The sequence below is a fragment of the Streptacidiphilus sp. BW17 genome, from assembly GCF_041262485.1.
GTDB lineage: Bacteria > Actinomycetota > Actinomycetes > Streptomycetales > Streptomycetaceae > Streptacidiphilus.
Genome location: NZ_JBGCCR010000002.1, coordinates 268877 through 282767, shown reverse-complemented (window position 1 = coordinate 282767; position 13891 = coordinate 268877). Strand labels below are relative to the sequence as shown.

The 13891-nt window shown below is 73.1% G+C and carries 12 protein-coding genes; 4 read left to right on the top strand and 8 right to left on the bottom strand.

All coding sequences use genetic code 11. The features are described from left to right. Positions 1-8: 8 nt before the first annotated feature. On the top strand, positions 9-587 hold the full coding sequence (locus ABH940_RS03360; protein WP_370064882.1) for a TetR family transcriptional regulator: 579 nt from the start codon (positions 9-11) through the stop codon (positions 585-587). Positions 588-607: 20 nt separating this feature from the next. On the opposite strand, the gene ABH940_RS03355 is transcribed toward ABH940_RS03360, so the two are convergent. The 3 genes from ABH940_RS03355 to ABH940_RS03345 all read right to left on the bottom strand — a co-directional run bounded on the left by ABH940_RS03355 (position 608) and on the right by ABH940_RS03345 (position 4900). Beyond that, positions 608-2602: a helix-turn-helix domain-containing protein gene (locus ABH940_RS03355; RefSeq protein ID WP_370065026.1), complete on the bottom strand. Its 1995-nt coding sequence runs from the start codon at positions 2600-2602 to the stop codon at positions 608-610. 41 nt (positions 2603-2643) lie between these two features. Further along, positions 2644-4023 (bottom strand): MFS transporter, encoded by a 1380-nt coding sequence (locus ABH940_RS03350; protein WP_370064880.1) that lies wholly within the window; start codon positions 4021-4023, stop codon positions 2644-2646. A gap of 115 nt (positions 4024-4138) precedes the next feature. After that, positions 4139-4900, bottom strand: a complete 762-nt coding sequence (locus ABH940_RS03345) for a 3-hydroxybutyrate dehydrogenase (RefSeq protein WP_370064878.1) — start codon at positions 4898-4900, stop codon at positions 4139-4141. 370 nt (positions 4901-5270) lie between these two features. Between ABH940_RS03345 and ABH940_RS03340 the strand changes: the two genes are divergently transcribed. Beyond that, positions 5271-7013: a collagen-like protein gene (locus tag ABH940_RS03340; protein ID WP_370064876.1), complete on the top strand. Its 1743-nt coding sequence runs from the start codon at positions 5271-5273 to the stop codon at positions 7011-7013. An 87-nt stretch (positions 7014-7100) separates the two neighbouring features. Here the strand turns inward: ABH940_RS03340 and ABH940_RS03335 are convergent, their stop codons facing one another. From ABH940_RS03335 to ABH940_RS03320, 4 genes are all read right to left on the bottom strand, one after another. Continuing rightward, positions 7101-8558: an FAD-dependent oxidoreductase gene (locus ABH940_RS03335; protein WP_370064874.1), complete on the bottom strand. Its 1458-nt coding sequence runs from the start codon at positions 8556-8558 to the stop codon at positions 7101-7103. A gap of 583 nt (positions 8559-9141) precedes the next feature. Next, positions 9142-10236 (bottom strand): uroporphyrinogen-III synthase, encoded by a 1095-nt coding sequence (locus tag ABH940_RS03330; protein WP_370104177.1) that lies wholly within the window; start codon positions 10234-10236, stop codon positions 9142-9144. 252 nt (positions 10237-10488) lie between these two features. Beyond that, a complete protein-coding gene (locus ABH940_RS03325; RefSeq protein WP_370065042.1) occupies positions 10489-10722 on the bottom strand; it encodes a hypothetical protein in 234 nt (77 codons plus the stop codon). A gap of 80 nt (positions 10723-10802) precedes the next feature. Then, positions 10803-11702: a TIGR01777 family oxidoreductase gene (locus tag ABH940_RS03320; protein ID WP_370064870.1), complete on the bottom strand. Its 900-nt coding sequence runs from the start codon at positions 11700-11702 to the stop codon at positions 10803-10805. 48 nt (positions 11703-11750) lie between these two features. Here ABH940_RS03320 and ABH940_RS03315 point away from each other — a divergent pair, with 48 nt between their 5' ends. Together ABH940_RS03315 and ABH940_RS03310 are read left to right on the top strand one after the other, a co-directional pair. Next, positions 11751-12392, top strand: a complete 642-nt coding sequence (locus ABH940_RS03315; RefSeq protein ID WP_370064868.1) for an N-acetyltransferase family protein — start codon at positions 11751-11753, stop codon at positions 12390-12392. Next, complete coding sequence (locus tag ABH940_RS03310) at positions 12389-13384, top strand: carbohydrate kinase (RefSeq protein WP_370104175.1); 996 nt, start codon at positions 12389-12391, stop codon at positions 13382-13384. Before ABH940_RS03315 ends, ABH940_RS03310 begins: the two co-directional genes overlap by 4 nt. Here the strand turns inward: ABH940_RS03310 and ABH940_RS03305 are convergent. Further along, entirely contained in the window at positions 13338-13850 is a 513-nt protein-coding gene (locus ABH940_RS03305; RefSeq protein ID WP_370104284.1) for a DUF4240 domain-containing protein, read from the bottom strand. The genes ABH940_RS03310 and ABH940_RS03305 overlap by 47 nt on opposite strands. Positions 13851-13891: the final 41 nt, after the last annotated feature.

Genomic DNA, 13891 nt, shown 5'->3' with positions numbered 1-13891 from the left:
CCAGGCCCATGGCGGAGGCAGCACTCACCCCCGAGGACATCCTCCAGACCGCTGAGGAGGTCCTGCGTCGCTACGGGCCGGCCAAGGCCACTGTGGTGGACGTCGCCCGCGCTCTTGGGGTCAGCCATGGCACTGTCTACCGCCACTTCCCCAGCAAGGCGGCACTCCGGGAGGCGGTCACCCGGCGCTGGCTGGACCGGGCCCATGCGGCCCTCCCCGGCATCGCGGCGGGCCAGGAGGAGCCGGGCGAACGGCTGCGGCACTGGCTGGCGGCGCTGTTCGCCGCCAAGCAGGAGAAGGCACTGGCCGATCCCGAGCTCTTCGAGACCTATCAGGTACTGGTGGGCGAGAACAGCGCACTGATCACCGAGCATGTGACGGGGCTGGAGGACCAGCTTGCCGGGATCATCCGCGAGGGGCAGACGCAGGGCGTCTTCGCCCAGGGCGACGCACAGATGCTGGGCCGCGTCGTCTTCCAGGTCACGGCGCACTTCCACGATCCGGGGTATGCCCCGGAGTGGTCCCGGCCGGACGTCGACACCGAGTTCGACGCCGTCGTCGGGTTGGTGCTGAAGGGATTGATGTAAGGGGCGAGGCCTGTCGCGCTTCACTGTGTCAGGAGATGGAGACGCAGGGCGAGTTGGAGCTCAAGGGCGCGATCGGGGGAGTTCCAGTCCCGGCCGAGGAGGGCCTCGACGCGGTCCAGACGTTGCACCACGGTGTTCACATGCACGTGCAACGCGTCCTTCGCCCGGGTGAGGCTGCCGCCGCAGGCGAAGTAGGCGTCGAGGGTCCGCACCAGCTCGGTGCCCCGGCGCTCGTCGTAGGCCAGAAGCGGTCCGACGGTCTCGTGGACGAAGCCGCCCACGTCGTGACCGTCCCCGAGGAGCACCCCCAGGAAGCCCAGGTCCGCAGCACACGCGCCGTCCCCCTCACGGCCCAGGGCACGGAGTGCCCGGAGCGTGCGCACGGCCTCGGCATGGGCGGCGGCCAACTCGGCGATCCCGCAGGCCGGGCCTGCCGCGCCGACGGTGACGGGAAGGGACGTCAGCTGCGAGAGCTGGGCCGCTGCGGCTGAGGCCCCGGCGGAAGCTGTCTCGCCCGGCGCCCGCGGGCCTGGCGTCGACTCAGCAGCCGTGGACGTGGAGGCGGGAACCAGGAGGACCACGACGTCCCCGTGCTCGGCGCTGATTCCGCCCTTGCCGAAGAGCAACTGGGTTGCGGCGCTTGCCAGTTTGCCGCGGAGCTGGGCGACGGTCCCGGGGGCGGAGGCCTGCGCGGTCAGCAGCAGGTGCGGTTGTCGGAGGTCCACGCCCAGCCGCAGACCGCGCTGGATCAGCCCGGCCGGGTCGCGCTGCGGACTGTCGAGCAGATCCGTCAGCAACTCGCCCCGGACCCGGTTCTCCGCCTCGGCGACCGATCGGCGCAGCAGCAGGAGCAGCGCGGTGACCACACCGGCCCGCTCGAACAACCGCCGGTCGGCGTCCTCCAGGGTTCGACGGTCCGTCAGGACCAGGCTGCCCAGCAACTCCTGGCCGGCCAGTACCGCGCAGATCCAGCGATCCTCCGCCTTGACGGCGCGACCGCTGGCGCGGGACTCGCCGACGTGCTCGGCCACCTGTCGGGCGTTCCCGCGCGGCACCGGGGTGCCGACCAGGGGCTGCCCCTGTGGGTCCAGGACGGTGATGCCGCCACCGAGCAGGGTGGAGACCGCCTCGGCCACAGCGGTGATCTCGCCGCCGCGCAGGACGAGGTCGGTGAGTCGGTCGTGGGCCTCCTCGGCGCGTTGCATGGCTGCGGAGTGGTCGCGGATCACCGCGTTGGCCTGGGCCAGGTCGGCAAGTGCCGCACGGGTGTCGGTCAGGGCACGTGCGGTGTCGATGGCGATCGCCGCGTGGGTGGCCAGGGTGCAGAGCAGCGCGACCTCGTCCGGGGCGAACGGACGGGCACTGCGGTCGGCGGCGAAGAGTACGCCGATCACCTGCTTCCCCAACAGGAGGGGCACACCCAGGATGCCGACCAGCCCCTCGTCCAGCACCCCGGCGTCGATATTGCGGGTGTGGTGGAAGCGGCTGTCCGTCGGGTAGTCGGGAGTGGCGTAGGGGCGCGCGGTCTGGGCCACCAGACCGCCGAGGCCCTCGCCCAGCTCCAGGCGCAGAGTCTGGAAGAGCGGCGAGACGGAGCCGTCGGTCACCCGCATGTAGGTGTCGCCGGCCTCCTCGTCCGGGAGGGTGAGATAGGCGAGGTCGGTGCCGAGCAGCAGCCGCGCCCGCCGGACGATGGCCTGGAGCACCTCGTCCAGGTCCCGGGAGGCGGCCAGGTCGGTCGCAGTGTCGAAGAGCGCGCTGAGCTGGGCCTCGCGCCGGCGGTGCTGGGCCAGGGTGCGGTGTACCCGAAGCGCCTGGGCGGCGGCCCCGGACAAGCCCGCGCCGACCGCCCCCAGCTCTTCCGCTGACGCTCCGTCGGCGAGTAGCCGGAGCAGTCGCTCGGCCGTCGCGGGCGCGTCGGCGTCGGCGTCGTTGTCGGCGATGGTGCCGGCTTGGCCGTCAACATCGCTGTCGGCCTGGTCGGTGCGGGCTTCGTCGTCCATGGTGCGGGCCATCGTGGCAGCAGCGACGGTTCGTGTCACGAGGGCCGCCGACCTCACGAGGAGGTGGGGACCGCTGCCGTGCCGGCCTGCTGGTCGGCGGACCCGTCCTCGGCGTCCAGCGCGGAGCCGCGGGTCTCGCGGGCGCAGAGCACGGCGATGACCGTGACGACGGCCGAGAGGGTGACGTAGAGCGAGATCGGTGAGCCGCTGTGGTAGCTCTGCAGCAGCGCCACGGCGATCAGCGGAGCCGGCGCGCCCGCCGCGACTGAGGCGAACTGGGCGCCGATGGAGGCGCCGGAGAACCGCATCCGGGTGGCGAACAGCTCGGCGAAGAAGGCCGCCTGGGGTGCGTACATCGCGCTGTGGAAGATCAGACCGACCGTCACCGCGAGCACCAGAGCCGGGAAGGACCGGGTGTCCAGCAGGGCGAAGAAGGCCCAGGCCCACAGCCCGGTACCGATCGCCCCGACCAGGTAGACCGGCTTGCGGCCGACCCGGTCCGAGAGCGCTCCGAAGACCGGTATCAGGCAGAACTGGATCGCGGAGCCGATCAGGACGGCATTGAGCGCCGTCTGCTTGGCGAGGCCCAGGTGGTCGACGCAGTAGGTGAGAACGAAGGTGACGATCACGTAGTACGTGATGTTCTCCGCCATCCGGGCGCCCATCGCGACGAGGATGTCCCGCCAGTGGTGGCGCACCACCGCGATCAGCGGCGGCTGTTCGGCCTGACCACCGGAGGCGCGGGCAGCCGCGTCCCGGGCGTCGGCCCGGCGGCGCGCCTCCTGGAAGAGCGGCGACTCCTCGACACCGAGTCGGACCCACAGACCGATCCCGACCAGCAGCGCGGACAGCAGGAACGGGATCCGCCAACCCCAGGCGACGAAGGACGCGTCGCTCTGCAACGCGGTCATCAGGGAGAGCACGCCGACCGCCAGCAGATTGCCGAGGGGAGCTCCGCCCTGGGGCCACGAGGCCCAGAAGCCCCGGCGTCGTGCGTCGCCGTGCTCGGAGACCAGCAGCACGGCCCCGCCCCACTCGCCGCCGAGGGCGAATCCCTGGATCAGCCGCAGCAGGGTCAGCAGGATCGGCGCGGTGACGCCGAGGGTGGCGTATCCGGGGACACAGCCGATCAGGGTGCTGGCCACGCCCATCATCAGAAGGCTGATGACCAGCAGCTTCTTCCGGCCGATCCGGTCGCCGTAGTGACCGAAGACCAGGGCCCCGACGGGCCGGGCGGCGAAGCCGATCGCGTAGGTCAGGAAGGAGAGCAGGGTACCAGTGAGCGGGTCGGTGGTCGGAAAGAAGACCTTGTCGAAGACCAGCGCGGCAGCGGAGCCGTAGAGGAAGTAGTCGTACCACTCGATCGTGGTTCCGACGAGGCTGGCGGCGACGATTCTGGCGAGGGCTCTCGGAGCGGGGGATGCGGATGCCACGGCGGTGGGGCCTTCCGTTCGGAGGGAACCTGTGGGGGTCAAGAACCTGTGGGGGAGCAAGAACACACGGGGGGCAAGAACCTGCGGGGCGGGAGAGGGGTGGGGCACGGGACTGTCAGCGGGCGGTCCAGCCGCCGTCCATCGGGAGGGAGGTACCGGTGACGGAGTCGGCACCCGGGGAGCAGAGCCAGAGCACCGAGGCGGCCACCTCTTCGGGTTCGATAAGGCGCTTGATCGCCGTGCGATCGAGCAGGATCCGGTCGACGACCTCGGCTTCGGGGATGTCGTGGGCGCGTGCCTGGTCGGCGATCTGACCCTCCACCAGCGCCGTGCGCACATAGCCGGGGTTGACGCAGTTGCTGGTGACGCCGTGCGCTGCGCCCTCCAGGGCGACGACCTTGCTGAGGCCTTCGAGACCGTGCTTCGCGGTCACGTAGGCGGCCTTGAAGGCACTGGCCCGCAGCCCGTGGACGGAGGAGACGTTGACGACCCGTCCCCAACCCGTCGCGTACATGTGCGGCAGGGTCCGACGGAGGATGCGGAAGGGCGCCTCGACCATGATCTTCTGGATCAGGGCGAACTGTTCCGGCGGGAACTCGTGCAGCGGGGCGACGTGTTGCAGGCCCGCGTTGTTGACGACGATGTCCGCGTCGTCCGGGAGCGCGTCCACGGCCCCGGCGTCGGCGAGGTCGACCACCAGGGCGGTCCCGCCGATCTCTGCGGCGACTGCCTCCGCGGCCTCCGCGGCCCGGTCCACGACGTACACCCCGGCCCCGGCTTGGGCCAGGGCGTGTGCGCAGGCGCGGCCGATACCGCCGGCCGCGCCGGTGACCAGGGCCTTCCGCCCGGTCAGAAAGGTGCTGTGGGTGCTCTCCATGGGCGGAGACGGTAGGCGGCGGACGCGGGCGCTCCCATGTGGGACGGCGCTACAGAGTCGGGCCGGACTGTGGGGTGGCACACCACACAGCACGTCAGGAAGCGCCTCTGGGGGCGACTTGGGCAACGGCTCACACAGCGCCTCACGCAACGCCTCAGGCGACGCCTTCGCCCACAGGGGTGATTCAGTGGTAAACCGATACGTCGCCTCACGCGCCGCATCGTCCCCGCCAGGAGGGATGCCCTTCACCCGTTCGGACGATTGTCCGGCCGTAACCGGCCACGGGCCCCAAATGCTCGCTACATTCACGCCGTTCCCCTAGGGAGCCCGCGGCGCTCCGCAGCGCGGGCACCCGGAAGGTGTGTGCCCCATGCCCCAACGGCCTGTGACCGATCGACCGACCTTCGACGCCCGCGCGGATCGTGCCCTGCGCGTCGGCGCTCCACGGGTGCCGGAGTCCACCGCGGCCGGCCCGACCTCAGCCGGCGCAACCTCCCAGGCCGGGCCGTCCGGAGCCGCGGGAGAGTCCGGGACGCCAGGCCAGACCGGGAGTGCGAGCCAGGCCGGAGCCACCGGCCAGGGCGGAGCGAACAGCGATCGGCTGCAGTACAACGAGCGGCTGGCTGCCTTGATCGAGGAGGCGGGGTTCTCCCACGCGGGGTTGGCCAGGAGGGTGGACCAACTCGGCAGCGAGCACGGGCTGGACCTGCGCTACGACAAGACCTCGGTGACCCGTTGGCTTCGCGGACAGCAACCGCGCGGGGCTACCCCGGCGCTGATCGCCGAGGTGTTCACCCGGCGGCTGGGGCGTCGCCTGACCGCGCAGGACCTGGGGCTGGACGCCTGCGCCCCGGTCTACGCGGGCCTGGAGTTCGCCGAGAGCCCGGCCGAGGCGGTCGACATCGTCGCCAGCATGTGGCGCAAGGACACCGGGGTCCACAGCGAGCTGCGCCGGATCGCCTTCACGCCAGCGGGGTTGGTGGTGCCCAGCAGGGACTGGCTGATCGGACGGACGGACGAGCGCGTCGCGCGCGAGACGCCGCAGGACCTCGGCCGCACCGGCATCCCCACGCAGGCCCGCCGCGCTTCGACGGCCGCATCAGCAGCAGCGTCAGGAACAGCGGCGGCCGGAGCAGCCGGATCAGCCGGGGCGGAGGCTGCGAGCGCGTCACGCGCCGCACCGGCGGGGGCGACCCGTGGGCTGCAGCGGGTCAGTCGCGGGGACGTGGCGGCGGTGCGGGCCGTGGGGGACCTGTTCCGGGCCCTGGACAACGCCTACGGCGGGGGGCACGCCCGGCAGGCGCTGATCCGGTACCTGGAGAGCGAGGCCGAGCCGATGCTGCGCGGCCGGTACAACGAGGCCATCGGCCGGGCGCTCTTCGGCGCCGTCGCCGACCTGACCCGGCTGGCCGGGTGGACCTCGTACGACATCGGCGCGCACGGTCTCGCCCAGCGCTACTTCGTCCAGTCGCTCCGCCTGGCCCAGGCCGCCAACGACCGTCTCTACGGCGGCTACGTCCTGGTGACGATGAGTCGGCAGGCGGTCTACCTGGGTCATGGCCGCGAGGCGGTACAGCTGGCCAGGGTGGCCCAGCAGGGTGTGGGTAGCACGGCGCCGGTCGCCGTGCAGGCCTTGATGCACGCGGCGGAGGCGCGCGGCCACGGGCTGCTGGGCGACGCCCGTTCCTGCACGGCGGCGCTGGTGCGAGCCGAGCGCGCGCTGCAGGCCTCGCACGGCAGCGACGAACTGCCCAGCTGGGCCCGGTTCTTCGACGAGGCACAGTTGGCGGACGAGTTCGCGCACTGCTACCGCGACCTGCAGCAGTGGCGGCCTGCCGCGCAGCATGCGGAACGCTCGCTGCGGCTGCGCCCGCAGACCTACGCCCGCAGCCGGGTCTTCTGCCGGGTGGTGCTGGCCACGTCCCGACTGGGGCTGGGCGAGTTGGACGAGGCGTGCGCGGCGGCGACCGAGGCGCTGCGCGGGGTGACCGAGATGCGGTCGCTCCGGGCGGTGGAGTACCTGCGGGACTTCGCCCGGAGGCTGGCGCCCTACCGGGGCAACCCGTCGGTGCGGGCCTTCGAGGAGGCGGCCCGCACCGCAGGCCTCGCCTGACGGTCTGGACATGCCCGTCGGACAGGGCACGTCTGCCGGTCAGGGCACGTCTGACGGTCGGGACGTGTCTGGCCGCCAGGCGACGGGTCAGGCCGCCAGCTCGTCCGACGTGGCGGCCGGGGAGTGCAGCAGGCCCAGGTCGCGGAGGAGTGCGTCGGCGGCGCGGCGGCCGGAGACCAGCGCGCCCTGGACGGTGCTGGTGCCGCGATGGTCGCCGCAGACGTAGAGCCCGCGGAGGACCCGGACCGGGCGGCCGAACACGTGCGGCGGCGGCATGGCCGGGAGGGCGTCGGCGAAGTGCCGGACGGTCAGGAACCGCCAGCCGCTGGTGTCGGTGTCGTAGAGGCGGCCGAGGGAGCGTCGGACGGCGGGTTCGGCAGCTTCGGCCGTCTCGGTGGCTTCAGTTTCGGCGGCTTCGGCCGGCGCCGAGGCGCGGCCGTTGAGGGCGGCCCTGCCGAGGACGGTGGAGGCGACCAGCGCCCCGCTCGGAGCGTAGGAGCGGTCGACGTCGCTCAGCACCAGGGTGTGTGAGACGAGCGCGTCCGGCGTGGCGTCGAGGAGCAGGACGGGTTCGGCCACCGGTGACGACTCGGCGACGTGGTAGTACGTCGTGACCGGGCGGTGCGACGGCTGATGCAGGCCCGGGAGCAGCTCACTGGCGGACCGGGCGTCGGTGGCCACCACCACGGCGCGGCAGGCGAATCGGCCGTGGCGCTCGGTCTCGACGCCGTTGGCGGCGATCGCGGTGACCCGCACGCCCAGTTGGACGGTGCCGGCCGGGAGCCGCTGGGCCACGGCGAGCGGGACCGCGCCGACGCCCTGGGCGGGTAGGCAGAGCCCTCCGCGTGCGTAGCCGCGCAGGACCAGGTCGGCGACCCGGGAGCTGGTGCCCAGGGTCGGGTCGCTGAGCAGGGCGGTCAGCAGCGGGCGCAGGAAGCCGTCGACGGTGGCGGCGGGGATGCCCCGTTCGCGGAGCGCGTCGGCGGTGGTGCGTTCGGGGCGGGCCAGCAGCCGGTCGACCGGCGTGGCGGCGAGGCGGGCCAGGTTGGCGCTTAGGCGGGCACGGTCCCAGGGGCGGCCGATCGGTGCGCGGGCCGCTCCGAAGGCGGCTCGGGCGGAGGTGGGCGCGCCCACGCGGTAGCGCCGTCCGTCACTGTGGACCATGACATCGGGGCTGAGTGGGCGCAGTTCGAGGTCGGCCGGTTCGAGGTCGGCGAGGCCGAGGTTGGCCAGGCCTGGATCGGAGAGGCCCGGGTCCGAGAGGCCGGTGTGGGAGAGGCCGGGGTTGGAGAGGCCGAGGGCGCGGCGCAGCTCCGGGTAGGCGCTGTTGAGCAGGTGCGTGCCGTGGTCCAGCCGGTAGCCGTCGTACTCCTGCCCGGCCATGCGGCCGCCGACCTTGTCGGCGGCCTCCAGGACGGTCACGGACAGTCCGTGCGCGCTGAGTCTGGCGGCTGCGACGAGACCTGCGAGACCGGCTCCGACGATCACGACGTCGGCGCTGCGATGGCGCGGATACAGGGGGGTAGGGGTTGCTGCTGCGGGCACGGACGGCTCCCTCCGGGTGCCAGGCTTCCGGGGCTTCCCCCTGTGATGCCCCGTCAAGCACCCACTCAGACAAGGGAGTTTGCGGCACCGATGGCGGTCGGTCAGGCTTCGGTCACGGTCCGTGAGTGAACCGGGGCAGTTGTGCGCCCCTCGGTACCCCGGTGTGAGCGTGCGCCCCGGATGTGCTCCCGTACGCCCCCGGCCCGACCAGTCCGACCGCGAGCAGTTGCGTGGCTGTGCGCCTCTTCGTAGCGGAGCGTGACCAGTTGGGCGACCGCGTCGTGTGGGCCCGACGGGGCGGACGTGGTCCATGCGCCGGATCGCGCGGCCTTCCGGGCGAAGAAGCGCCTCGGGCCGTGACGGGGCGACCAGGTCGAGGTAGCAGCACGCCACGGGAGATCGGGCCGCAGCTCCCTGACCCGGGCGACCAGGGCCTCGGTTGAGGCGAGGCCCTCCGGATCGCGGGTGCCGTGGGTGACGACGAGGGGCGTCGCCGCCCCACGAGCAGCCACGCCGCGAGTCGCCGCGCCGCGAGCTGGTGCGTCACCAGCCGGAGCGTCACCAGCCGGTGCATCGTCGGCCTTCATCCGACCGCCAGGCGGTAGCCGCGCTTGGGGACGGTGCGGACCAGGTCGCTGTGCGGACCGAGGGCGGCGCGCAGCCGGGCCACGGCGGCCTCGACCGCGTGCTCGTCGGCGTCGGAGTCGGCCCAGGCGCGGCGCAGCAGTTCGGCGCGGCTGAGCACCCAGCCGGGATGTTCGGCGAGCGTACGCAGCAGGGCGGCGCCCTTGGGGGAGAGCCAGTAGCTCTCGCCGTCGACCAGCAACACGCTGCCCTGCAGCACCAGTTCGCGTCCGCCGAGCTTGAGGTGCCGGCGACTGCGGGCGGGCAGCACCTCGGTGAGGGTGCGGACCATCGCGCCGAGCCGGCCCCGCTCGGGCCAGACCACCGGCAGGTCGGCCTCCAGCAGCGGTCTGGCGCAGACCGGGCCGACGCAGAGTGAGAGCACGTCCGCCCGCATCGCTTCCAGGGTCAGCTCGCGCAGGCCCTCGGCCGCGGCGGTTTCCAGGAAGGCGGTGATCGCCGGGGCGCTGGTGAAGGTCAGGGCGTGGATCTCGCGGCGGACGGTCTGCTCGACGAGCCGTCGGACCGAGGCCGGGTCCTCCGGTGGGGCCCATCGGTAGACGGGGACGGAGACCACCTCCGCGCCACGCTCGCGCAGTGCGGCGGCGAACGTGTCGAGGGGCAGGCCGTGTTCCTGCACCGCGATCCGGCGACCGGCCAGGGGACGGGCCAACAGCCAGGTCAGCAGCTCGTCGGTGGCCTCGGTGGTCGGGGACCAGGCCTCGTCCAAGCCGCTGGCCCGGACCGCTTCGGTCGCCTTCGGGCCGCGGGTCAGCACCACCGCGTCGCGGCAGGCGGCGGCCAGGTCTGCACCGTGTCCCCAGCCGTCGGCGGCGCTCATCCAGCCGCGCCAGCCGACGCCGGTCGTGGCGACGACGTAGTCCAACGGCGCGGTCAGGCACTGCTCCGTGGCGCGCCGCAGTGCCACGTCGTCCTCCAGCGGGAGGACGGGGGCCTCCACCACCCGCGCACCGCGTCGCGTCAGCAGCGCGACCAGCTTGTCGCCTCGGCGCGCGGCGGTGACGCCGACGGTGAACCCGGTCAGCGGACCCATCCCGGCGAAGCCGTCAGCAGACGGTGCCGCCGGAGACGCACACGGTGCCGCCGAAGGAGCAGGCGATGGTTCCGAACGAGTCGATGGTTCTGAAGCAGGTGGTGCAGTGCCCATGAACGCAGACTCAGGCCGGCTCGTTACCGGGAGGTTGCCCGGCCATCACGTCGGCGTTAGCGAACCCGTGTGCCGGGGAGACCTGGTGCCGCTACGGCGTCCAGGCTCGGTCGGGCTGGCGATCGAACTGGAGCTGCGCTACCGGGGTTGCGCTCCCCGCACAAGCTCAAGGCGGCGGTAGCCGGCTGCGCCCGCGAGTGCACGAGCCGGCGTGGCGCGCTGCGCGAGGTCGTCCGCGAGCCGCACAGCCGGGGTCATGGCGCTGCTCTGCATCGGCAGCTTCTGCTCGTTCATCGGATTCGGCTTCACCTCCGCGCAGGTGCTCCAGGTGCAGTTCCCGCAGCAGTTCGGCACCGCGGTGGACGCGGCCACGCCGGCTGCTTCGCGGTCACCTGGGCGGTCTACCTGCGCCCGGGCGCGGGACGGCTGCGCGGGATCTGACAGGAGGCGACCTACAGCGCGGCCTGGATCGCCTGGTCGACGGTGGTGTGCGCGAACCGGAAGCCCGAGTCCAACAGCCGGGTGGGGACGCAGCGGTGACTGCCCACCACCTCGACCGCCATGTCGCCCAGCACCGCCTTGAGGGCGAACTCCGGCACCGCGAAGACGGTGGGGCGGCGCAGCACCCGACCCAGCGCCGCGGTCACCTCGGCGTTGGTGACCGGAACCGGAGCGGTCAGGTTGAACGGACCGGACAGGCCCTGGGTGTCGATCAGATGGCGCAACGCCGCCACCTCGTCGCGCAGCGAGATGAAGCTCCAGTACTGCCGACCGTCGCCGAGCCGTCCGCCGAGGCCCAGCTTGAACAGCGGGAACAGCCGGGCGAACGCCCCGCCGCCGCTGCCGACGACCAGCCCGGTGCGGGCGTGGGCGACCCGGATCCCGGCGTCGGCGGCGGGCGCGGTGGCCGCCTCCCACCCGACGCAGACCCGGGCCAGGAAGTCCCCGCCGGCCGGCGCGGACTCGTCGATGACGGCGTCCCCGGTCTGGCCGTAGTAGCCGACCGCGGAGCCGGACACCAGGACACGCGGCGGCTGCGGCAGCCCGGCCAGGGCGTCGGCGAGCGTCGCGGTGCCGAGGAGCCGGCTGTCGTGGATCTTCCGCTTGTAGGAGGCCGTCCAGCGGTGGTCGCCGACTCCGGCGCCGGCCAGATGGACGGCCGCGTCGACGCCGATCAGGCCCGTGCGGTCGATGGCGCGCAGGGGAGGGTTCCAGCGGACCTCGACGCTGCCGTCGGCACGCTCCTGCGGCTCCCGCCGGACGATGCGGACCACCTCGTGTCCGTCGTCCAGCAGCGAGCGGACCAGTGCGGAGCCGATGAGCCCGGTCGAGCCGGTGACCGCGATGCGCATGCCGACATTCAATCAGGCGGGCCGGTAAGGACCGCGTAGGCTCCCGCCATGGGAACCGGAGAATTCGCAGGCGGCGCGGCTGAAAGCGACGTGGCTGAAGGCGACGCGGCTGAAGGTGGCGCGGCCGGCGGCGGAGTTCGCCACGCGGCTGACCACGGGGCGGAGGGCCGTGACGCTCACACCGGCCGCGTCACCGCCCGCCTCGTCCTCCGTCCGGCGGTGGCGGCCGACGGGTACGAGGTCTACGCGCTGGAGTACCGCTGCTGGTCGCCGGAGTCCGAGGTCTCGGAGCGTCCCGACCCGCCGCTGCCGGACAGCACGGCGTTCCGCGACGAGCGGCATCAGCCGGAGCACATGCTGGTCGCCGAACTGGACGGCCGGATCGTCGGCTGGGTGCGGGTGCTGCCGCCGACGCCGCTGACCAGCAACGCGCATATCCGGGCGATCCAGGGGCTGTTGGTCGCGCCCGAGGCGCGCGGGCACGGGCTCGGCCACCGCCTGCTCGACGCCGCCCTGCTGAAAGCCCGCGAGGAGGGCGCCCGGCGAGTGACGCTCCGGGTCCTGGGCGGCAACTCGGTGGCCCGGTCGCTCTACGAGAAGGCCGGATTCACCGTGACCGGGGTCCAGCCGGGTGAGTTCCTGTTGGCGGGTGCCTACGTCGACGACGTGCTGATGGGGATCGAGCTGTGAGCGCTCTTCCGGGGTCGAGATTTCTGGTGATCGGCGAGAGCGTCGCCGACATCGTCCGGAGCCCGGGGCGGCGGGACGTGGCGCATCCCGGTGGCAGTCCCGCCAACGTCGCCTACGGGCTGGGCCGGCTCGGGCACCGCCCCGCGCTGCTGACCCAGCTCGGCGCGGACTCGCTCGGCGACCTGATCCGCGCCCACCTCACCTCGGCGGGTGTCACCTTGCTCGACGACGGACAGCAGGGTATTGACACTCCGTCAGCCATCGTCTCGCTGGACGAGGCGGGCCGGGCCTCGTACGCCTTCGACATCGCCTGGACGTTGCGGCACGTCGACCCGGAGACGCTCCTGGCCGCCCTGCCCGAGCCGCCGCACCACGTGCACCTGGGCTCGATCGCCTCCGTCGCGGAACCGGGCGCGGACGCCGCGCTGGCGCTGGTCCGGGCCCTGCGCGAGCGCGGGGCCGTGGTCAGCTACGACCCGAACGTACGGCCCACGCTGATCGGCGACCGGGACGCGGCGCTGACCCGCGTCGAGCGCTGCGTGGCGGCGGCGCACGTGGTGAAGGCGAGTGACGAGGACCTGGCGTGGCTCTACCCGGGCGCCACCGAGGCGGAGGTGGCGGCGCGTTGGTCGGCGGCGGGCGCGAAGTTCGTGCTCGTCACCCGCGGCGCAGCCGGCGCGGCGGCGTACGCGGGGGAGCGCGCGGTTTCCGTGGAAGCCCGACCGACGCCGGTGGTGGACACGGTCGGTGCGGGGGACCCGTTCATGGCGGCCGTCCTGCACGGGCTGGCCGCCTGCGACGTCACGGAACCCGACACGGCGACGCTGACCGCCCTGCTGGAGCTGGCGACCACGGCCGCCGCGATCACCGTCGCCCGGGCGGGCGCCAACCCGCCGGACGCGGCTGAACTGCGGCGTGGGCTCAACGCCGCCCTCGGCCCTGCCCTCAGCCCCCGTACCGCTCCCACAGGCGCGGATAGCGCTGCTCCATGACCCGGGCGTCGTCGAAGTCGAAGTCGGTGCCGACCGGGTCTTTGGCGCGACGGCCGAGATCGGGGATGTGCAGGCCGGTGAGCTGCTCGTAGGCGCGGTCACCGGCGTAGCCGAGCTCCTCGGCGTCGCCGTCCTCGTCCTCGTCGAAGTCGGGGAGGAGGTCGGCCAGCTCGTCGGGGTCGGCCAGCGCGCCCTCGAAGACCTCGCGGCCCTGGCCGATCAGCCAGGCGCAGAAGAACTCGAAGGCGTCCTCGCCCGCGCCGCCCAGCAGCAGGTCGGCGGCGCCCCACAGGTCGGTGCGCCACGCGCGGGCCATCCGTGCCTCGAAGAGCCGGGCGAAGTCGATCACCTCGTCGGGCGTCAGCCCGACCAGACGTTCGACCAGTAGGTCGGCGTGGTCGACGGGATCGCCCTGGGACGCGTCCCGGGTCTCGTCGATCAGGAGCCAGAAGTCCGTCTCGTCCATCACGACCACCAGCATCGCGGTCGGCAGCCCGGACCGCACGC